This is a genomic window from Ensifer sp. LC11, from assembly GCF_001695835.1.
Taxonomy (GTDB): Bacteria; Pseudomonadota; Alphaproteobacteria; order Rhizobiales; family Rhizobiaceae; genus Ensifer.
Map to the genome: position 1 here is coordinate 180,073 of NZ_MBSO01000002.1, position 19,562 is coordinate 199,634.

Genomic DNA, 19,562 nt, shown 5'->3' on the forward strand with positions numbered 1-19,562 from the left:
GAAAAGGCCCGGAAAACCGGGCCTTTTGTTTGAAGCAGTCAGCCTCGACTACTCGTTGATCAGGCGCTTCAGCAGCTCGATCTCGTGGCTGAGCTTGGTGTCGCCGGTGATCAGCTCCTCGATCTTGCGCACGGCATGCAACACCGTCGTGTGGTCACGTCCACCGAAGCGGCGGCCGATTTCCGGGAAGGACCGCGGCGTCAGCGTCTTCGACAGATACATGGCGATCTGGCGCGGCTTGACGATGACACGGGTGCGACGGTTGGAGACGAGCTCCTGGCGCGAGACGTTGTAGTGCTTGGCAACGACGCGCTGGATATCCTCAATCCGGACGCGGCGTGGCTCGCCGGCATTGACGAGGTGGCCGAGCAGTTCATCGACGCGTTCGATCGACAGCTGCGGCTCGAAGGAGCGGCGGAACAGGAGTTGGTTGAACGCACCCTCCAGTTCGCGGCCGCTCGCCGTCACATTGCGGGCGACATGGCTCAGGATATCGCCGGGAATGTCGAGCGATCCATCGTCCTGGCGGGCCACGTCCAGCCGGCGCTTCAGCATTTCGAGGCGCATGTCGTAGTCCGGGCCGTCCATCTCGATGGCGACACCGCCCTGAAGGCGCGAACGAACCCGGCTGTCGAGCGATTCCAGCTCCCAAGGCGCCCGGTCGGCGGCAACGACGACTTGCTTGGCGGAATCGAGCAGCATGTTCAAGAGATGGCAGAACTCGTGCTGGATCGACTTGCCCTGCAGGAACTGCATGTCGTCGATGATCAGGAGGTCGATGTTGCGCAGCGACTCCTTCAACGACAGCGCGTCATTGTCGCGGATCGCCGTTGCGAAACGCCACATGAAGTATTCGGCCGTCAGATAGACGACGCGCGGCGCACGGGCGCTTTGCAGCGCCTGGATGGCAATCGCCTGCAAGAGGTGCGTCTTGCCGAGACCGACACTCGAATGAATGAAAAGCGGGTTGAAGCGCACGGCGCCAGCACCGGCTTCGGCGATCGTGCGGGCAGCAGCAAGCGCTACGCGGTTCGAAGAGCCTTCGACGAAGCTCTCGAAATTATAGCGCTGGTCGAGCGGCGAGCCGAAGAGCGGCGCCTGCGTCGGCCTTTGAACGCTTGCGACCGCTGCTGCGGCGACAGTTGCCACCGGTTGAGCGGTAGCCGGACGGCGTGCCGGCTGAGCCGGAGCCGCTTCGGCCGCCTGCGGCAGCGCTTCTTCCTGAACCGCCGGCCTTGCGCCACGGGTCGCAGTGCGCACCAGGATCTCGACCTTCAAAATCTCGCCGTCTTCCTTCTGGAAGATCGAGGTGATGAGATCGAGATAACGGTTGTTGATCCAGGATTTCAGGAACGTGGTCGGCACCGACAGGCGCACGACGCTCTTTGATACGGAGTGGAGCTTCAGACGCCCAAACCAGCTTGCGAAGACATCCGGACCGACTTGAGCTTTGAGACGCGCACTTACCCGCTCGAACAGTGCGTCGTGCCTCATGTCGATTTTTTCCCCCGCCGCCTGAGATAGATTGCTTCCGGCCTGGAATGCGTCTCCTTCTTTCTGAAGTGCGCCCGCCGTCACCAAATTCATCTGCATTTTGCCGCCTTCCAATTCATGTTCAGATGCCGTCATCGCTGCCGGCCTCATCTCTTATGTCCGTCGCCCGCGGCGCCTCAAAAGGCCATGCCGCTGTCGCCGAACGTCACAGTCGCAGACGACGCCGGGCTCCTCATCTCCCGCCTCGCTACGCGCTACGCGCATCCGCTTGCCCATTTGGGCCGGCGGATGTCCCCTCGCGCCTCTTGTCAACAATCCTCCGGTGCGCTCCCGCACCGTCCCGGATCCTCCTCCTCGTCAACAGCTCTCCGCACCCTCGTACGAAGCGGCGAGCCGCGCATTGGGCCTTAGGTCTCGCGCCAGGCGCCGCTTGCACCCGTCGTCAAGACCCAAGCGCCGCGCCACAATCAAAAGACGAAAGTTCCTCGTCCGGAGTGGAACGAACCATCCGGTTTTTTACCTTCAACTTGTCTGATTGAACGACGCGGAGCCGCCCTGATACAAAAGACAGAAACATCGAAACCATTTCTTCGAAATGGCCTCTTTTGCTTCCTTTACAGATGTGGTCCGTGTCCCCTGTGGAGGGCATTTAGGCAGGATCGTTGGGCAAGATCAATCGCGATTTTTACGCAACCTTAAGCGCTGGCCGTTGACTCTCCCGCTGCCATTTGCTTGCCGCATTCCGAGTCCGTCAAGAATCGCTGTTGAATCAAGGGTTTTGATTTTTCGCCCTTTGCTTAGCTGGCGAAAAAGAAAAAAAATAAAAAATCGCTTGACTCATAATGGGCCCAACGGCCCCCCAGCCAGAGACATCCTTCTGATAAGGACCTCGCACAAGCCATTGAAAACGCTAGATAAATTTTGTCATCGCCGTGACATATGCAAAGACTGCCAGATTAACCATCGCGATGACAGAAGTATGAATCCGAAAAGCCCGGCGCAAGGGCCGGGCTCTCGATCAACAGATTTTTCTTAGCCGGATTAGGCCGAAAGCGACTTCACACGCTGTGCGAGACGCGAAACCTTGCGCGATGCAGTGTTGGCGTGCAGGACGCCCTTGGTGGCGGCGCGCATCAGCTCGGGCTGAGCTGCCTTGAGTGCTGCGGCTGCAACTGCCTGGTCGCCGGTAGCGATCGCTTCTTCGACCTTGCGGATGAAGTTACGGACGCGCGAACGACGGGCCTTGTTCACTGCGGTGCGGCGTGCGATCTTGCGGGTCGCCTTTTTCGCCGAAGTTGTATTGGCCATTGGTGCCTCTCTTCGAAAACTGACATGAACTCCGCCCTCGCCGTGCCGGGTCACTGCGACCTGTCATCAAAGCAATTCGGGAGTATTTCCGGAAAGCCCAGATTGGCGTTCCAAACTGAGGGCGGCGTATAGCGGGAAACGGCCGCCCCGTCAACGCGCAATTTCCAGAATCTGCGCGTCCTCGTCCAGCCTAGCGATGTTTGAACTCCGGCTTTCGCTTGGCGACGAAGGCCGCCATGCCTTCCTTCTGGTCCTCGGTCGCAAACAGCGAATGGAAAAGCCGCCGCTCGAAACGAAGTCCCTCGGCGAGCGTCACCTCGAGCGAGCGGCTAACGGCCTCCTTCGCCATCATCACCGCCGGCAGCGAGAAGGAGGCGATCTTCTCGGCCGCAGCCAGCGCTTCCTCCATCAATTTATCCGCGGCCACTACACGCGAAACGAGTCCTGCGCGTTCGGCCTCCGCCGCATCCATCATGCGGCCGGTCAGGACCATATCCATCGCTTTCGACTTGCCGACCGCACGCGTCAGGCGCTGGGAGCCGCCCATGCCGGGGATGACGCCGAGGGTGATTTCCGGCTGGCCGAATTTCGCCGTCTCGGATGCGATGATGAAGTCGCACATCATCGCCAGTTCGCAGCCGCCGCCGAGCGCATAGCCGGAGACGGCAGCGATCACGGGCTTGCGGGCTCCAGCCACCTGGTCCCAGCCGCCGATGAATTCACCGAGATAGCTGTCGACGAAATCGAGCGACTGCATTTCCTTGATGTCGGCGCCGGCGGCGAAGGCCTTCTCCGAGCCGGTGACGACGACGGCGCCGATCTCCTTGTCGGCATCAAAGGCCTTCAGCACCGCGGCAAGCTCGCGCATGACGGTCGAATTCAGCGCATTCAGCGCCTGTGGGCGATTGAGCGTCACGAGGCCGACGCGGCCGCGCGTTTCGACCAGCAGCGTTTCGTAGGTCATTCCAGTCTCCTCCGGTTCATCTCAAGCGCCCGGCCGTGGACGGCGAGGCGTTCATTTCTGGCAATGCGGGCAATAGAAGGTCGACCGGCCCGCCTGCACGATGCGAGCGACCGTACCGTCGCAGCCCGGCGTGCGGCAAGCCTCTCCTTCACGATCGTAGACCGAGAAGGAGTGCTGGAAATAACCGAGCGAGCCGTCGGCCTGGATATGATCCTTCAGCGACGAGCCGCCGGCGGCAATGGCGTCTGCGATGACCTCGCGGATCGCGTCCGTCAGTCGCACCAAGCCATCTTTCGGCTTGCCGCCCTTATCGACGAGTTCTCCCGCGGGTTTTACCGGCGAAAGGCTTGAACGCCACAACGCTTCGCAGACATAGATATTGCCAAGGCCCGCAATGTTCTTCTGGTCGAGCAGGGCCGCCTTCAGCGGCTGCGCCTTGCCGGAAAAGCGCGCCGCCAGATAGGCTGCGTCGAGCGCGTTGCCGGTCGGCTCCTCTCCGAGCGCGCGAAAATAGGCGTGGCTCGCCACCGTGTCGCGGCGGGCAAGGTCCATGAAGCCGAAGCGGCGCGGGTCGTTGTAGATCACCCGCACGGGGCCGGAGGCACCGTCGAGGTGAAAGATGACGTGATCGTGCTTCTCGTCCTTGCCGCGCGGATGATGAAATTCGCCCGGCGTTGCCGCAGCCGGACCCGCCTCGATGCGGAAGGAACCGGACATGCCGAGGTGGGCGATGATCACGTCGCCGGCCTCCAGGTCGATCATCAGATATTTGGCGCGGCGTGACAGGGAGACGATGCGCTGGCCGGAAACGGTCGTGGCGAATTTTTCCGGAAACGGAAAGCGCAAGTCTGGACGGCGCAACTCCGCATTGACGATCAACGCGCCCTCCATGGTCGGCGCCAGGCCGCGTTTCACGGTTTCCACCTCCGGCAACTCCGGCATCACTGCACTCCTTCAATCGCAGCCGACGGGTGCGGCTGATGGCATTTCCTTGGCGGCCTACTTATCCTATAGGGGTGCGCTATGCCGCAGGCGTCGCCCCGCCCACGAGATAGCGCGGGTCGGGCCTTTTCGCTATGGTGCCGGAAAAATTGGTTCAGGTGGAGTTCTTCGTATGACGGATCAGCGCGTATCGGCCGATGGCGGCATGGAAACGTCCTTCGGTTTCCGCGACGTCGGCACGGGCGAGAAGCAGCCGCTCGTCAACGACGTGTTTCACAAGGTGGCCAAGCGCTACGACATCATGAACGACGTGATGTCGGCCGGCCTGCATCGCGCCTGGAAGGACGCGATGATCGCCGCCCTCAACCCGCCGCGGCGCGAGGACTACAAGGTGCTGGACGTGGCCGGCGGCACCGGCGACATTGCCTTCCGCATCATCGAGGCGTCCGACCGCAAGGCGCATGCGACCGTGCTCGATATCAATGCCTCGATGCTCGCCGTCGGCGCCGAGCGCGCCGAAAAGAAGAAGCTTTCGGCCAATCTCGATTTCGTCGAGGCCAATGCCGAGGAGCTGCCCTTCGAGGCAAACTCCTTCGACGCCTATACGATCGCGTTCGGCATCCGCAACGTGCCGCGCATCGACGTGGCGCTGAAGGAAGCACACCGGGTGCTGAAGCGCGGCGGCCGTCTTCTTGTGCTCGAATTCTCCGAAGTGGAAATGCCGCTGCTCGACCGCTTCTATGACGCCTGGTCGTTCAACGCGATCCCGAAATTCGGCAAGCTGATCACCGGCGACGAGGCCCCCTACCAATATCTGGTGGAGTCTATTCGCAAGTTTCCGAACCAGCGCGACTTCGCAGCGATGATCAAGGAGGCCGGTTTCTCCCGCGTCTCCTTCACCAATTACACCGGCGGCATCGCGGCGCTGCATTCCGGCTGGAAAATCTGATCCTGATGAGCACGCCTGGAGCATATATCCGTCTCGCGCGGATCGGCTGGGTTCTCGTGCGCGAAGGTGTCGTCTCGGCGGTCCCTTCCGAGCATCTGCCGCCGTTTGCCCGCTTCGCCCAGAAGGTTGCAGGCCTCTTGGCGCGCCGCAAGGTGCCCGGTGAAGAGCGCAGCGACCGGCTGTCACGCGCCGTCGCCCGCCTCGGTCCGTCCTATGTGAAGATCGGGCAGTTCCTGGCGACGCGTCCCGACGTCGTCGGGGCGGAGTTTGCAGCCGACCTGTCGCTGTTGCAGGACAGCATGGCAACCTTCCCGGAGCGCGAGGCGAGGGCCGCGATTGAAGGGTCGCTCGGCCGGAAGGTTGACGATCTCTACGCCGAATTCTCCGAGCCGATGGCGGCCGCCTCGATCGCGCAGGTGCACCCGGCGATCGTTATGCGCGACGGCAAGCCGGAAAAGGTCGCCGTCAAGGTCATTCGCCCGGGCGTTCGCCAGCGCTTCGCTTCCGACATCGAGGCGATGTATCTTGTCAGCCATATGCAGGAGCGCTTCCTGCCCTATACGCGCCGGCTGAAGCCGGTCGAGGTCACCAAGACGCTGGAACAGACGACCAAGATCGAAATGGATCTTCGGCTGGAGGCGGCCGCCCTTTCCGAACTCGGCGAGAACACCAAGGACGATTCCGGCTTTCGCGTGCCGAAGGTCGACTGGGAACGGACCGGGCGCGACGTCGTCACCATGGAATGGATCGACGGCGTCAAGATGTCGAATATCGAGGGGCTGAAGGCGGCAGGCCACGACCTCAACGAGCTCGGCGAAACGCTGATCCAGTCCTTCCTGCGCCACACGCTGCGCGACGGCTTCTTCCACGCCGACATGCACCAGGGCAATCTCTTCGTCGATGACGCCGGCCACATCGTCGCCGTCGACATGGGCATCGTCGGCCGTCTCGGCAAGAAGGAGCGGCGGTTCCTGGCCGAAATCCTGTTCGGCTTCATCACCCGTGACTATCAGCGCGTCGCCGACGTGCATTTCGAGGCGGGCTATGTGCCCTCGCATCACGACGCGGCGAGCTTTGCCCAGGCGATCCGCGCAATCGGCGAGCCGATCCACGGCCAGCCGGCGGAAACCATTTCGATGGCGAAGCTGCTGACCCTGCTCTTCGAAGTCACCGAGCTCTTCGACATGCAGACGCGGCCCGAGCTCGTCATGCTGCAGAAGACCATGGTGGTGGTCGAGGGCGTGGCACGCACGCTCAATCCGCGTTTCAACATGTGGAAGGCCTCCGAGCCGGTCGTCGGCAAATGGATCCGCGACAATCTTGGACCGAAGCGGATCGTTGGCGATCTTCGCGATGGCCTGCATGCCGCGCTCAGGCTTGCCGAAGCGGCGCCCGAAATCGCCGCGCGCACGGAAAAGTTCTCGAGCGAGATCATGGCCATGAGCGAAAACGGCCTGCGTTTCGATGCAGAAACGGCCCACGCAATCGGTAAGGCGGAAGCCAGACACACACGCTCCGGCCGCGTCGCGCTCTGGCTGATCGCCGCCACGCTCGTCTATATCGCCTGGCAGGTGACCTGATCCCGCCACGCGCCTTAACCGGCGCGGCGGGCTTGCCTTTCCACCTTCGCTTGTTATCCTCATCGCATGGACAATCGCTCGATTCTCGTGATGGCTCTTTGCACGCATACCCCAGGGGTGTGCGGGAGACCTGTTGCGCTGATTTAAGCGAGCTGTCCCCCACCAACCCTGCCGAGGCGAGCAGGGTTGGGTCCTGTTTCCTCGGAGCCAAAGAGAGGAAACAATGACCAAGCCAAATGATCCCTCTGACATCAGCATCCGTGCAGCCCGCGTCATCGATTTCGAAGCGATCGCAGCGCTGATGAGCCAGCCGGGCATCCGCTCGGGTACGCTGCGCCAGCCGTTCGCCACCCCGGAACAGACACGCAAGTGGTTGGAGAACCTCTCGGACGACAGCACCGTCATCGTTGCCGAGCGCGCCGGTCGGATCCTCGGCATGGCCGGGCTGCACCGCAGCAAAGGGCGGCGCCACCATTCGGCCGCCCTCGGGATCAGCGTCGACGACAACCACCGCGGCGAAGGCATCGGTAAGTCATTGCTTACCGCGCTGATCGATGCGGCCGACAACTGGCTCGGCATCAGCCGCATCGAACTGACGGTGTTTACCGACAACGGGGCGGCAATCACGCTCTACCGCAAGGTGGGCTTCGAGATGGAGGGCACACACCGGGCCTATGCGCTGCGCAACGGCGAACTGGCGGATGTGTTCGCGATGGCACGCATCCGTACCTCGGCAGCGCGCGCCCCTTAAAGGATCGTTCCGTTCGGCAACTGACACAGGTAACGGTTGGCGGCTTTGCGGCCGCCGCAACCTCCGGCCACCCCCTGTTCCATCCGGAACTGCGAATATATCCGGGCCATGCGATCGTCTGCTCATGGATGACGAAGGTTCATCCCAACCATTCCAGAGGAGAGATCATCATGCGCAAGTTTATCATCGCAGCCGCTGTTGCCGTTACTGCCGCAATCTCCTTCGCCGCCCCGTCACAGGCCGGCAGCATCTCGATCGGTTTTGGCCACGGACACTATGGCCATGGCTGGGGCGGTCAGATCGGCTATGTCGGCGGCCATTACGGCGGCCGGTATTACTACGATGACGAGCCCTATTGCTTCATCAAGAAGGTCAAACGCTACGACCATTACGGCAACGTCTACTTCAAGAAGATTCGCATCTGCCGCTGATCGGCAGCACGAGGGAGAGGGCAAAAAGGCCCGGCCGGTTTCCGGCCGGGCCTTTTTCGTGGTCGTGCCTTTCTCGCAGGCGAACGCCGCGGCATCGCATCCTCAAATCAATTCCGCTTGCCCGGATTTTGTAGTAGCTCCGATCCCCTGAGCATTCTGACCCCACATCGAGGAGAGGACCGATCATGGATCTTGGTATCGCTGGAAAACGTGCGCTGGTGCTTGGCGGCAGCAAGGGGCTGGGTCGCGGCATCGCCGAGGCGCTGACCGCCGAAGGCGTCATCGTGGCGCTGACGGGCCGCGATGCGGCATCGACTGCCAGGGCAGCAAGCGAGGTCGGTCCATCGGCGCGCGGTTATGCCCTCGACCTCTCGAAGCCCGATACGCTCGACGGCCTGCTCGACAACATCGAAGCCGACTTCGGCGCCATCGACATTCTGGTGCTGAATGGTGGCGGCCCGCCGCCCTCGCCGGCTTCCGCGATCGAACCGGATTTCTGGCGGACCCAGTTCGAAACGATGGTGCTTGGCGGCATGCGCATCACCGGCCGGCTGCTGCCCGGCATGCGAGAGCGCCAGTTCGGACGGATCATCGCCGTTGCGTCCACCAGCATCCGCGAACCCATTGTCGGGCTCACCGCCTCGAACGCACTCAGAAGTGCTGTCGCCGGCTGGCTGAAGACCCTTGCCGGCGAAGTCGCCGCTGACGGCGTCACCGTCAACCTGCTTCTTCCTGGCCGGCTTGCCACCGACCGCACGCTCAGCTTCGACCGGATGGACGCCGAAAGCGAAGGCATCGACATTGCGACGGTCGCGGCCCGCAGCCAAAAGGAGATCCCGCTCGGTCGCTACGGCACGCCGGCGGAATTCGGAGCGGCTGCCGCCTTCCTCGCCAGCCGCCAGGCAGGCTACGTCACCGGCGTCGCGCTTCCGGTCGACGGCGGTCTCAGCCGGTCCATGCTGTAGAATATCAGTGCCGGCGCCTCGTTTGTGCGTTCACTGAAGGCGCAGAGGGCGTTTGCAGATAGGATCATTTCACCGATCGGATCGGGGCCGATCCGATCGGTGGCGTCGACCGCCTCGCGGCTCGAAGCTGCCTATTCATTTTTCCACTTGTCATCATCCATACATTTAATTTCCAGATGGCCCGTCTGCCACCTATGGTCAGGCCCGAGGGGGCCTTTCCGGACGCGGGACACGTCCGGCGACGACGCGTGTCTCGCGCCCTTGAAATGGTCACGGATCGGCTCAAGTAAGCACGAACTCGCAATGAACGAGAGCGGAATGACGGCGCAAGCCATCCGGGTTTACCGTCCCGCTCCTAACCGGAACCGCTGCGGCCGGTCGGTTCATCCGACGACCGGCATGATCGGAAAGGCGACATGCGACCAAGACTTTTCGGGGGCCTGATCGGCGCGTCGATCGCCGTCTTCAGCCTTTCACCTGCCATCGTGGGGGCCTCAATGCTCGAAAACCAGCTAATTTCCGCCGCCGAAGCCGGCAATGCGGACAAGGTGCGGACACTCGTGAAAGAGGGAGCAAGCATCGAAGCGCGGGATGCCAGCGGCGCGACGGCGCTGCTCGTCGCCACCCACGAGAACCGCGTCGAGGCGGCGCGCGCGCTCATTGAGGCCGGCGCCGACGTCAACGCCCGGGACAAGATCCAGGACAGCCCCTATCTCTATGCCGGCGCCCGCGGCCATCTCGATATCCTCAAGCTGACGCTTGCCCATGGCGCCGACCTCAAAAGCACGAACCGCTATGGCGGAACGGCGCTGATCCCGGCCGCAGAGCGCGGCCATGTCGAAACCGTCAGGACATTGATCGAGGCCGGCATCGATGTCGACCATATCAACCGCCTCGGCTGGACGGCATTGCTCGAAGCCATCATCCTTGGTACCGGCGGTGAAAAACACACGGAAATCGTGCGGCTGTTGGTCAAGGGCGGCGCCGACGTCAATCTTGCCGACGGCGAAGGCGTCAGCCCGCTGACCCATGCGCGCCAGCGCGGCTACGAAGAGATCGAAAAGCTGCTGGTCGATGCCGGCGCCCGCTAGAGAGAAATTCCATGAACAAGGAACAGACCTATCTGGCCGAGGCCGTGGCTCTCGCCCGGAGCAACATCGAGAACGGCGGACGGCCTTTTGGCGCCGTCGTCGTCAAGGATGGCGAGATCGTCGGCCGCGGCGTCAACGAGATGCTGGCGACCGGCGACCCGACCTCGCATGCGGAGCTGAACGCGCTTCGCGCCGCCGCCCGGACGCTCCGTTCGCCGCGGCTTCAAGGGGCCGCCGTCTATGCCAGCGGCCAGCCTTGCCCCATGTGTCTTGCCGCCATGCGAATGGCCGGGATCACCGAGATCGCCTACGCCCACTCCAATGCTGACGCCGAGCCCTTCGGCCTGTCGACGGCGGCAGTCTATGCCGAACTGGCAAAACCCCTTGACGCGCAGGCGATGCGCTTCCGCCATGTGCCGGCCGAGGAAACCGATCCGACATCGCTCTATGCGACCTGGCAACAACGGCAGGGGCAGAGCGAAGGATAGGCTTGGGCCGGGCAACAGTCCCCTTGCACAGCACACGCGTCAGCTGTAGTCGGAAGGGAGATTCTCGTCCGATTTCCGCTCCACTCCGAAAGGAGCGGCCTCCAACTGCAGGTACCCGCCATGAACGCCTATTCCGAAAATGCCGGCCGCCGTATTGCGCTGCTTCTCATCGCGGGCTCCGGCGTCGTGACGATCGCCAAGGGCATGAGCCTGACCTTTCTTGCGATCCGCCTGCAGAGTGATTTTGGCCTCAGCCCCGCGGGCATCGGCGCTCTGATCGGCGCCGGCCCGCTGCTCGGCGCCATCGTCAGCCCCTTTGCCGGCATGCTTTCCGATCGGATCGGCCGGAAGGGGGTTCTGACCGCTGCGCTTCTCATGGCCGGCCTGGCGCTGGCAGGGCTCGGACTGGCGCAATCGATCGCCGCCTTCGCACTGGCGCACATCGTGTCTGCCGTGGCGGCCGCCGTCTATGAGCCGGTCGCGCGCGCCTTGATGAGCGATGCAGCACCTGCGCATCTGCGCCTCAAGGTCTTCTCCTGGCGCTATCTCGCCATCAATGCCGGCTGGGCCATCGGGCCGTTGATCGGCGTATGGGTCGGCGCTGCCTATGCGACGCTGTTCGTTGCTGCCGGTGTCCTGCACGCGGCCTTCGGCCTCGTGCTCTTCCTCAGCGTGCCCGAAGCCAGCAACAGGCAGATGATCGCAACCGAGCGGGCATCACCGACCACCGGTGGCTGGCGTGGGCTCGCAGCCGCCCTGCGCGACCGGCGGCTGGTCTTCTTCGTCGTCGGCGGCACATTGCTCTTGGCCGTTCATGGTCAGTGGTCGGTGACCTTGTCGCAGTATCTGAATGCCGGTTTTGAGGATGGCGTCACCCTTTTTGCGCTTCTGGTTTCGACCAATGCCGCAACGGTTCTGATTGCCAGCACGCCTGCCCGCTTCGTCATAGAAAGGATCGGTGCCCTGCGCGCACTGTCGCTCGGCTGCCTCTTGTTCCTGGTTGGCGAAATCGGTTTCGCGGCCTCGTCCGACGTGGAAATGCTCATCGCCTCGATGATCCTGTTTACCATCGGCGAGGTGCTGGTCGTGCCCTCGGAGTATGTGCTGGTCGACGGCATTTCCGACGCTGGCAATCGCGGCACCTATTTCGGCGCCCATTCGCTTGCGTCGGTCGGAAACTTCCTCGGGCCGCTCATCGGCGGCCTCGCACTCGGCACCGTCGGCGGCACCGGCATGTTTCTGCTGTTCGCCCTGCTTTCAGCGGCAAGCGCGCTGATGTTTGCAATCGGCCAGTCGATGCCTCCGCCGCGCCCGCAGACTGCACGCGCCGATGCATCCAACAGCAGCGCCATTCGTGGTGATCTCCTGCGAATGGGTCAATTCGCATAGGACCACTCATCCGCCGCTGATCTGTTGCTGGACCCGCTCGAGCGGCCCTGGAGCCAGGGCAGCCGGCGGCTGATAGGGATTTGAGAAGGCGTAGATCAGGAACAGGATGATGCCGGTATAGGCGCCGAAGAGACAAAGCAGCAGCAGATTGCGCCGCACTGGCGGGTAGGAATAATAGGCGAGCGCGATGAAGATGACGCCTGACAGAGCCGCGAACCAGAAGATGCTGTCGATCGAGTCCGCGACGTTGCTTTCCCGCTTGGTCCGGCTTTGCGAAATGTCGTGCAGCCGCTCCAGCATCTGGCTGCGCAGGCTCTCCTGGCGCTTGTCGGCGGGGACCAGGTTCAGCACCTGCTGGTAAGCGCCATCCCAATGGACCCAGGCCTTTGGTGAAAGACGGCCCTTGTCCGCCAGAGACTGCCACTCGCCATCGATAACCTCTGCCGCATAGGCGGAGATCGCCTGCTGGATCGGCGCCTTGACGTTTTCACCATAACGTTCGGCATCGTAGAATATGTCGGCGATGGCACCGGCTTCGGTCGCCATCTCGTATTTGAGTTGCTGATACTCGACCATCTCCTGCGCGAAGACGAGCGCAAGGATCAGGCCATGCAGCGCCGAGATCCGGAAGATGACCGAGCTCGCAAGTTCCTTTTCGTGCCCTTCCGGCTCGCCGCCCATGATCATGCGCATCAGGAAATAGGAGGCGAGCGTCAGCGCGACCGTGCCGAAAACGAACACGACACCGAGCAGCATCTCGACGATCATGTTCCCCTCCGCCGGTCGCCGAAAACAGAAGGCAATTCTGAGCGCGCGCCCCTCGAAACACAACGCCTCGCTTCATTAGCAAGTGCACGCGACAGCTGTCTTGCGCGCCGGCAAAACGCTATGTTTGCAGCCGTTGCCACCATTTCGACACTGCCAATCCCTAAACACCGCGCCGAAACAGGAGTAAAAACAACACCATGACTGCCCCAACCGAACAAACTGTCCTCAAACGATCGATCGCTGCGACCATCGTCGTTGGAACGACGGGCGTGCTGTTCGGCCTGCTGTCCGGCTCGGTCTCGATCGTGTTCGATGGTGTCTTCTCTGCTGTCGACGCCTCCATGACGCTGCTTGCGCTCGGCGTGACGCAATTGATCCCGAAGCAGAGCAAGCGGTTCCAGATGGGCTTCTGGCACATCGAGCCGATGGTGCTGCTCTTCAATGCCGGGCTGCTGACGCTGCTTTCCTTCTACGCGATGGTGAACGCTGTCGGCTCAATTCTGTCGGGCGGCAATCAGCTCGCATTCGACTGGGCGATCGCCTATGCCGCCGTCGTCGTGGTGATCTGCCTCTTCATGTTCTTCTACATCCGCCGGGTGAACCGGCCGATCGGTTCGGAGTTCCTGGCGCTCGACGTGCGCGCCTGGGCGATGTCCGGCACGATCACGGCGGCGCTGCTCATTGCGTTTTTGACCGCCGCGGCACTCAAGGGCACGCCCTATGAACCCTGGACGCCCTATGTCGACCCGGCGATCCTGATCGTGCTGACGCTTTGCCTGATCCCGTTGCCGATCCGCACCGTCTTTCAGGCGCTGAAGGAGATCTTCCTCGTCGCCCCGGCCGAACTCGACGAACGTGTGCGGCAGGCGGCAAGCAATGCAGTCGCCCGCCACGGCTTTGCCGATTATCGCACCTATGTCGCCAAGGTCGGGCGCTCCCGGACGATCGAGGTGCATCTGATCGGGACACCGGAAACCAAGGTCGGCACGCTCGCCGACCTTGATCGGATCCGCGCCGAGATCGGTGAGGAGATCGGCGATCCCGGCCACGACCGTTGGCTGACGATCGCCTTCACCGGTGAGGCGCAGTGGGCGGAATAATCCCCGGAGCCATCACGATGAGGAGAGCTCGACCCGCCGCGTGATGCCGATCGCTTCCAGGAAGGCCCGGTCGTGGCTGACGACAAGCAGCGCCCCGTCATAGGCGCGCAGGCCTGCCTCGACCGCCTCGATCGAATCGATGTCCAGATGGTTGGTCGGCTCGTCGAGGATCAGGAGCTGCGGCGGGTTGCTGCCGCCGAGCACGCAGGCAAGCCCCGCACGCAGCATCTGGCCACCGCTGAGGCTGGAAACGATCTGCAGGGCAGCATCGGCGCGGAACATGAAGCGCGCGAGTGCTGCCCTGCAGGCGTTCTCGTTGGCGCCAGGGTTGAGACGCCGGAAGTTGTCGCGGATCGAGAGGCCGGGATCGAGCAGGCTCACCCGTTGATCGAGGACGGCATGGTCGACCAGCACACGGGCGCTGCCCGACCACGGCCGGAGTTCACCCGTCAGCAGCGACAAGAGCGTCGTCTTGCCGGAGCCGTTGCGGCCGGTGAGCGCCACACGCTCCGGGCCGACGATCGAAAGCGACAGCCCGTCGACAACAGGCTTTCCGGCGTCATAGCCCACGCTGGCATCGTTGATCTGCAGCACGCTCCGGCCGGCCGGCAGGCCCGTCGACGGCAGGCGAACCGTCAGCGGCTGCAGGATCTCGATGCGCTCGCGCGCCTCGGTGAGATCGCCGATCGCAGAATCGCGCCGACGGTCCGCCAGCCGGGCGTTGTCGCCGCCAGTCTTCTCACTGCGCTCCTTCTTTGCATCGAGCAGCAGCAATGGCGCGTCGCCCTTGGCGCGCTTGCGGCGGCCGGCGGCATCCTTGCGCGCCTTGCGTTCGGCCGCCTCCTGGGCCCTGCGTTCGACGTCGGCCAGGCGCCGCTCGGCATCGGCCAGACCGTGGCGGGCTGAAGCGAGCTCTATCGCCTTGCGCTCGCGATAGTGGCTCCAGTTGCCGCCGTAGGTCGTGGCGCCGAGCGTCGTCATTTCCACGATCACGTCCATCTCTTCCAGCAGTTCGCGGTCATGGCTGACGACGATGGCGCCACCGCGCCAACCCGCCATCAGTTCGGTAACGGCGAGGCGCCCCGCCCGGTCGAGATTGTTGGTGGGCTCGTCGAGCAGGATGAAATCCGGCTGCTGGAAGACGAGTGCCGCGAGCTTCACGCGGGTCATCTGACCGCCGGAAAGGGCAGCAAGGCAGGTTTCCGCCGATGCCTTAAGACCGACACGGGCGATCGCTTCGGCCAAACGGGACTCAAGTGTCCAATCGACGGCAGCAAGCTCGTCCGCCGAGGCACGCCCCTCATCTGCTCGGGCGAGAACGGCAAGCGCTTCGGAGATACCGAAGAGATCGGCGACCGTCTCGTCGGTCATAACCTGGACGGTCTGGCTCAACACGCCGAGGCTCCCCGCGACCGCGATCTTGCCGGCTTGGGGTGCGAGCGTTCCTGCAATCAGGCGCAGGAGCGTGGACTTGCCGACGCCGTTGCGGCCGACGAGGCCGGTCCGCACGGGGCCGAAGCTCAGGTCGAGATTGGAAAAGAGGCTGCGGCCCTCAGGCGTGGACCACGAAAGATGGGAGAGTGAAATTGAGGCAAGCATGGATACGGATTTCCCTGATGGCAAGACGGTGCGGCTTGGCGGTCAGAGTGAAATCCATCGATGCGTGTATCCTGTTCAAATTTCTATCGCGGCCATAGATAGCAGCGAATGCGCCCGTTTCAAGGCGGGCAAGCAGCGGGTGCCTTCATCTCAGCCGAGACTGCGACGCACCTCGCCACCATCGAAGCTCAACCCGGAGGCTGAGACGCTGCGGTTGCGGCCCTGGTTCTTGGCGTCGATGAGAGCGGCATCGGCCCGCGTCAGCAGCGTGGAAACGGGGCCGTCGTCCGGAGCAGAGGCAATGCCGACCGAGACCGAGACCGTGCCGAGGATGCGGCCGCGATGCGAAAGCGGCGTGGTGCCGATCCGGGTTCTGAGCCTCTCGGCAAGCTCATGGCCCGCGGCTTCGCCGGCCTCCGGCATCAGCACGGTGAACTCCTCGCCGCCGAAGCGATAGGCATTGCCGGCATCGGCCACCGCGTCGAGGATGATCTGGGCGACATACTGCATGACGACGTCGCCGGCATCGTGGCCGAATTCGTCGTTGAAGCGCTTGAAATGGTCGATGTCGACCATCAGGCAGGTGAGCGCCTTGCCGCGCGGCTGTCGGTTCAGCGCCTCGTCCAGGCAACGCCGGTTGAGCAGCCCGGTCAGCGCGTCGCGCACCGCCAGATTGGTGAGCTTCTCGCGCAGCTGGAGATTGGCGACGGCAAGTCCGATGTTCTCGGCGATCAATTCGAGATAGAGGCGCGACGCCTCGACCGTGAATTCTTCCTGCGAATGCTCCTCGAAATAGAGGAGCCCGATCGTGTCGCCCTGGGCGGTCAGCGGCACACAGAGGCCGACCGCGCCATGGTCGTCGAGATGTTGGCAGGCAATATCGCTCTGGCCGCGGTTGCTGACATGCGGCCGGCCACGGCGAAGCCCCCAGCACGCGCTCGATGGGAAGGTCGGTGCGGAATGCTTCGGATCAAGCCAGGTGCCGACGCGTGTCAACAGCGTCCGGCTGTCGTTCAGCACATAGAGATGTCCGGCAAGATTGGGAAAGATCTGCGGCGCGAAGCGGGCCACGACCTCGGCCAGTTCGTTCTGGCTCTGGCAGGCCTGCAGCCGGTGCATCATCTGCAGGATCAGGTCCTTGGTCTGCTGGTCGCGACGACGCTCCGCATCCAGTCGGTCGCGCTCGATGCCGTTTTCGCGGAAGATGTGGATCGCCTGGTTCATCTCGCCGATTTCGTCGCGGCGGCGGTCGAGCGGAACCTCGACCGCATAGTCCTGCTCCGCAAGCCGGGTAACGATGCCGCTCATCCGGCTGAGCGGCATCGCGACGCGACGCTTGAGGATGAAATAGAGCACACTCAGGAAAAGAGCGGCGGTGATGCCGAGCATCGTCTTGGCGGCTGCCGCGTACCAATCGCTGCGCTCCTGCGCCTCATTGAGGGCTGTGCCGGTGCGGGCGTTGGTCAGGTCCCTGAACCGCGCCACCGTGTCGAGAAGGGCGGTCTGCAGCCGCTCATGCTCGGCTCCGAAGAGTTTTTCCTGCGCGCCGGCGCGGTCGCCCTTCTGATAGGCCTCGATGGCGGCAACCTCGATCCTGTCGAGCGCTTCCGCCTCGCGAACAATCTCCTGCAAGGCGGCGATCTCGCCCGGGGAAGCACCAAAATTCGGCGCGGTCTTTGTCGCCTCCTCGCGCCGGCGTTCCTCCTCCTCGGCGCGATGGAAGGCTTCGAGATGACGCTCGTCGCCACGCATGACAAAGAGGCGCGCTTCGTCGCTTCGCATTTCCGCGCCAAGCGCAAGCTCTTCGCCAAGCGTATCGAGCACCAGATGCTGCTCAACCGCTTGGCGCTCTTTGATCGCACTGTCGGTCGACAGGATGAAGGCCGCGCCCGAAAGCCCCGTCAGAAGGACGGTCACGCCATAGGCCCAGTTGGTGATTGCATTTATTCGCATGGTGAGAAGCATAGCCCCCGCGGATTGAGAGCGGATTAACCGCATTGCCCGCCTTCGGCAACAGGTCCAAGGCCGGTTGACGCGGACGCCGCCACCTTTGTTCCGTTTCGCCCTACCGAGCGCCAGGTTGGCGACGATGCCCGGAGCCAACCTATCGAACTGCCACGGCGCACTGATGTCAGCCCAGCGATCCGATCCGGCGGGGACACGTTGCGCCGGGCGGATCGCTCAAGTAGGTTCCGTAGGAGGCGAGCCCGCGGGGCCAGCCACAGGAAATTTTCTGGTATCGCGTAGGCTCGGCGGCCCATGCCGGGCGAGAGGACGGCCGAAAGGCCGGGTGCAAATGACACTGTCGGGCAAGCGTATTCTCCTGATCATCTCCGGCGGCATTGCGGCCTATAAGAGCCTCGACCTCATCCGCCGCCTGCGGGAACGTGGTGCGAGCGTTCGGCCTGTCATGACGGCAGGCGCACAGCAATTCGTGACGCCGCTTGCGGTCGGCGCGCTCTCCGCCTCGCATGTCTATCTCGATCTGTTTTCGCGCGAGGACGAACAGGATGTCGGCCATATCCGGCTGGCGCGCGAGTGCGACCTGGTTGTCGTCGCACCGGCAACAGCCGACCTGATGGCCAAGATGGCGAACGGCCATGCCGACGACCTCGCCTCCACCATCCTGCTCGCGACCGACCGGCCGGTGCTGGTCGCACCGGCAATGAACCCGAAGATGTGGGCGCATCCGGCAACACGCCGCAACCGCGCAACGCTTTCCAAGGATGGCATTCGCTTCATCGGGCCGGAAGCGGGCGAAATGGCGGAAAGCGGCGAGGCCGGCGAGGGTCGCATGAGCGAGCCGCTTGCGATCGTTGCCGCCGTCGAGGGTCTTCTCGGCGGCACAGCCAAGCCGCTTGCCGGGCGCACGGCAATCGTCACCTCAGGGCCGACGCATGAACCGATCGATCCGGTGCGCTACATCGCCAACCGCTCTTCCGGCAAGCAGGGCCATGCGATCGCAGCTGCGCTTGCGAAACTGGGTGCCGATGTCACCCTGGTCTCCGGCCCGGTGACGATCCCGGATCCCGCTGATGTCAAGGTCGTGCATGTGGAGCGGGCCGAGGAAATGCGCGATGCGGTGCTTGCCGCCCTGCCCGCCGATGTCGCGGTGATGGTTGCAGCCGTTGCCGACTGGCGGGTGGCGACGGCTGCCGGCAACAAGATCAAGAAAAAGCCGGGCGAGGCCCCGCCGCCGCTGCAGCTTGCTGAAAACCCCGATATCCTGAAGACGGTGGGCCACCATGCCAAGCGGCCGAAGCTCGTGATCGGCTTTGCCGCCGAGACCGAAAACGTCGCCGACAATGGCCGCGCCAAGCTTGAGCGCAAGGGCGCCGACTTCATCCTCGCCAACGACGTCTCGCCCGCGACCGGCATCATGGGCGGCGACCGCAACAAGGTTAAGCTGATCTCGGCTGCGGGCAACGACGACTGGCCCGAAATGGACAAGGACGCGGTGGCGGAAAAGCTGGCAGCCATGATTGCCGAGCAACTGGCGCGAGCCGACAAAGGCTGAGCATTCAACGAATGCCCCTCACCCTGCCCCTCTCCCCGCAAGCGGGGCGAGGGGACATGGCAAGCGCGAACGCACCACTCAATGGCTAGCCGGCAGAGATTCAGAAGCTAGAGCGTTTCATTGCTTGTCTGAATCTGGGGGGATTCCCGGCCGGTCGGTTTTGTGATTCAAGATGCTGGCTGGGCGGAGGCCAGCTTCTGATGACACGAGCCCTTTCGAATGATCT

General features: G+C 63.4%; 17 protein-coding genes. 10 read left to right on the plus strand and 7 right to left on the minus strand.

Going from position 1 to position 19,562, the window contains the following annotated elements; genetic code table 11:
• Window positions 1-48 precede the first annotated feature (48 nt).
• The 4 genes from dnaA to mutM all read right to left on the minus strand — a co-directional run bounded on the left by dnaA (window position 49) and on the right by mutM (window position 4,708).
• Window positions 49-1,494 carry a chromosomal replication initiator protein DnaA gene (dnaA, locus tag BBX50_RS01835; protein WP_065773636.1) on the minus strand — a complete coding sequence of 482 codons (1,446 nt, stop codon included), beginning with the start codon at window positions 1,492-1,494 and terminating at the stop codon, window positions 49-51.
• A gap of 1,041 nt (window positions 1,495-2,535) precedes the next feature.
• Complete coding sequence (gene rpsT / locus BBX50_RS01840) at window positions 2,536-2,802, minus strand: 30S ribosomal protein S20 (RefSeq protein ID WP_034797494.1); 267 nt, start codon at window positions 2,800-2,802, stop codon at window positions 2,536-2,538.
• 190 nt (window positions 2,803-2,992) lie between these two features.
• A complete protein-coding gene (locus BBX50_RS01845) occupies window positions 2,993-3,766 on the minus strand; it encodes an enoyl-CoA hydratase (RefSeq protein ID WP_065773610.1) in 774 nt (257 codons plus the stop codon).
• Between the two features lie 51 nt (window positions 3,767-3,817).
• Entirely contained in the window at window positions 3,818-4,708 is an 891-nt protein-coding gene (mutM, locus tag BBX50_RS01850) for a bifunctional DNA-formamidopyrimidine glycosylase/DNA-(apurinic or apyrimidinic site) lyase (protein ID WP_065773611.1), read from the minus strand.
• 172 nt (window positions 4,709-4,880) lie between these two features.
• On the opposite strand from mutM, the gene ubiE reads away from it, so the two are divergent.
• From ubiE to BBX50_RS01890, 8 genes are all read left to right on the plus strand, one after another.
• Complete coding sequence (gene ubiE, locus BBX50_RS01855; RefSeq protein ID WP_065773612.1) at window positions 4,881-5,657, plus strand: bifunctional demethylmenaquinone methyltransferase/2-methoxy-6-polyprenyl-1,4-benzoquinol methylase UbiE; 777 nt, start codon at window positions 4,881-4,883, stop codon at window positions 5,655-5,657.
• Between the two features lie 5 nt (window positions 5,658-5,662).
• On the plus strand, window positions 5,663-7,237 hold the full coding sequence (gene ubiB, locus BBX50_RS01860; RefSeq protein WP_065773613.1) for a 2-polyprenylphenol 6-hydroxylase: 1,575 nt from the start codon (window positions 5,663-5,665) through the stop codon (window positions 7,235-7,237).
• Window positions 7,238-7,460: 223 nt separating this feature from the next.
• On the plus strand, window positions 7,461-7,988 hold the full coding sequence (locus BBX50_RS01865; RefSeq protein WP_065773614.1) for a GNAT family N-acetyltransferase: 528 nt from the start codon (window positions 7,461-7,463) through the stop codon (window positions 7,986-7,988).
• A gap of 170 nt (window positions 7,989-8,158) precedes the next feature.
• Window positions 8,159-8,419 carry a hypothetical protein gene (locus BBX50_RS01870; RefSeq protein WP_065773615.1) on the plus strand — a complete coding sequence of 87 codons (261 nt, stop codon included), beginning with the start codon at window positions 8,159-8,161 and terminating at the stop codon, window positions 8,417-8,419.
• Window positions 8,420-8,604: 185 nt separating this feature from the next.
• Window positions 8,605-9,384, plus strand: coding sequence for an SDR family oxidoreductase (locus tag BBX50_RS01875; protein ID WP_065773616.1), 780 nt, complete (start codon window positions 8,605-8,607; stop codon window positions 9,382-9,384).
• A gap of 497 nt (window positions 9,385-9,881) precedes the next feature.
• Complete coding sequence (locus tag BBX50_RS01880) at window positions 9,882-10,475, plus strand: ankyrin repeat domain-containing protein (protein ID WP_065773637.1); 594 nt, start codon at window positions 9,882-9,884, stop codon at window positions 10,473-10,475.
• An 11-nt stretch (window positions 10,476-10,486) separates the two neighbouring features.
• Entirely contained in the window at window positions 10,487-10,963 is a 477-nt protein-coding gene (locus tag BBX50_RS01885; RefSeq protein WP_065773617.1) for a nucleoside deaminase, read from the plus strand.
• A 120-nt stretch (window positions 10,964-11,083) separates the two neighbouring features.
• A complete protein-coding gene (locus BBX50_RS01890; protein WP_065773618.1) occupies window positions 11,084-12,352 on the plus strand; it encodes an MFS transporter in 1,269 nt (422 codons plus the stop codon).
• A 6-nt stretch (window positions 12,353-12,358) separates the two neighbouring features.
• Here the strand turns inward: BBX50_RS01890 and BBX50_RS01895 are convergent, their stop codons facing one another.
• Window positions 12,359-13,120 carry a DUF4239 domain-containing protein gene (locus BBX50_RS01895; protein ID WP_065773619.1) on the minus strand — a complete coding sequence of 254 codons (762 nt, stop codon included), beginning with the start codon at window positions 13,118-13,120 and terminating at the stop codon, window positions 12,359-12,361.
• 197 nt (window positions 13,121-13,317) lie between these two features.
• Between BBX50_RS01895 and BBX50_RS01900 the strand changes: the two genes are divergently transcribed.
• Entirely contained in the window at window positions 13,318-14,220 is a 903-nt protein-coding gene (locus tag BBX50_RS01900; protein WP_065773620.1) for a cation transporter, read from the plus strand.
• Between the two features lie 12 nt (window positions 14,221-14,232).
• Here BBX50_RS01900 and BBX50_RS01905 read toward each other — a convergent pair whose 3' ends face one another.
• Both BBX50_RS01905 and BBX50_RS01910 read right to left on the minus strand, forming a co-directional pair.
• Window positions 14,233-15,819 carry an ABC-F family ATP-binding cassette domain-containing protein gene (locus BBX50_RS01905; RefSeq protein ID WP_065773621.1) on the minus strand — a complete coding sequence of 529 codons (1,587 nt, stop codon included), beginning with the start codon at window positions 15,817-15,819 and terminating at the stop codon, window positions 14,233-14,235.
• A 150-nt stretch (window positions 15,820-15,969) separates the two neighbouring features.
• Window positions 15,970-17,772 (minus strand): diguanylate cyclase, encoded by a 1,803-nt coding sequence (locus tag BBX50_RS01910; RefSeq protein ID WP_065773638.1) that lies wholly within the window; start codon window positions 17,770-17,772, stop codon window positions 15,970-15,972.
• 343 nt (window positions 17,773-18,115) lie between these two features.
• Between BBX50_RS01910 and coaBC the strand changes: the two genes are divergently transcribed.
• Entirely contained in the window at window positions 18,116-19,336 is a 1,221-nt protein-coding gene (coaBC, locus tag BBX50_RS01915; protein WP_065773622.1) for a bifunctional phosphopantothenoylcysteine decarboxylase/phosphopantothenate--cysteine ligase CoaBC, read from the plus strand.
• The last annotated feature ends 226 nt before the right edge of the window (window positions 19,337-19,562 follow it).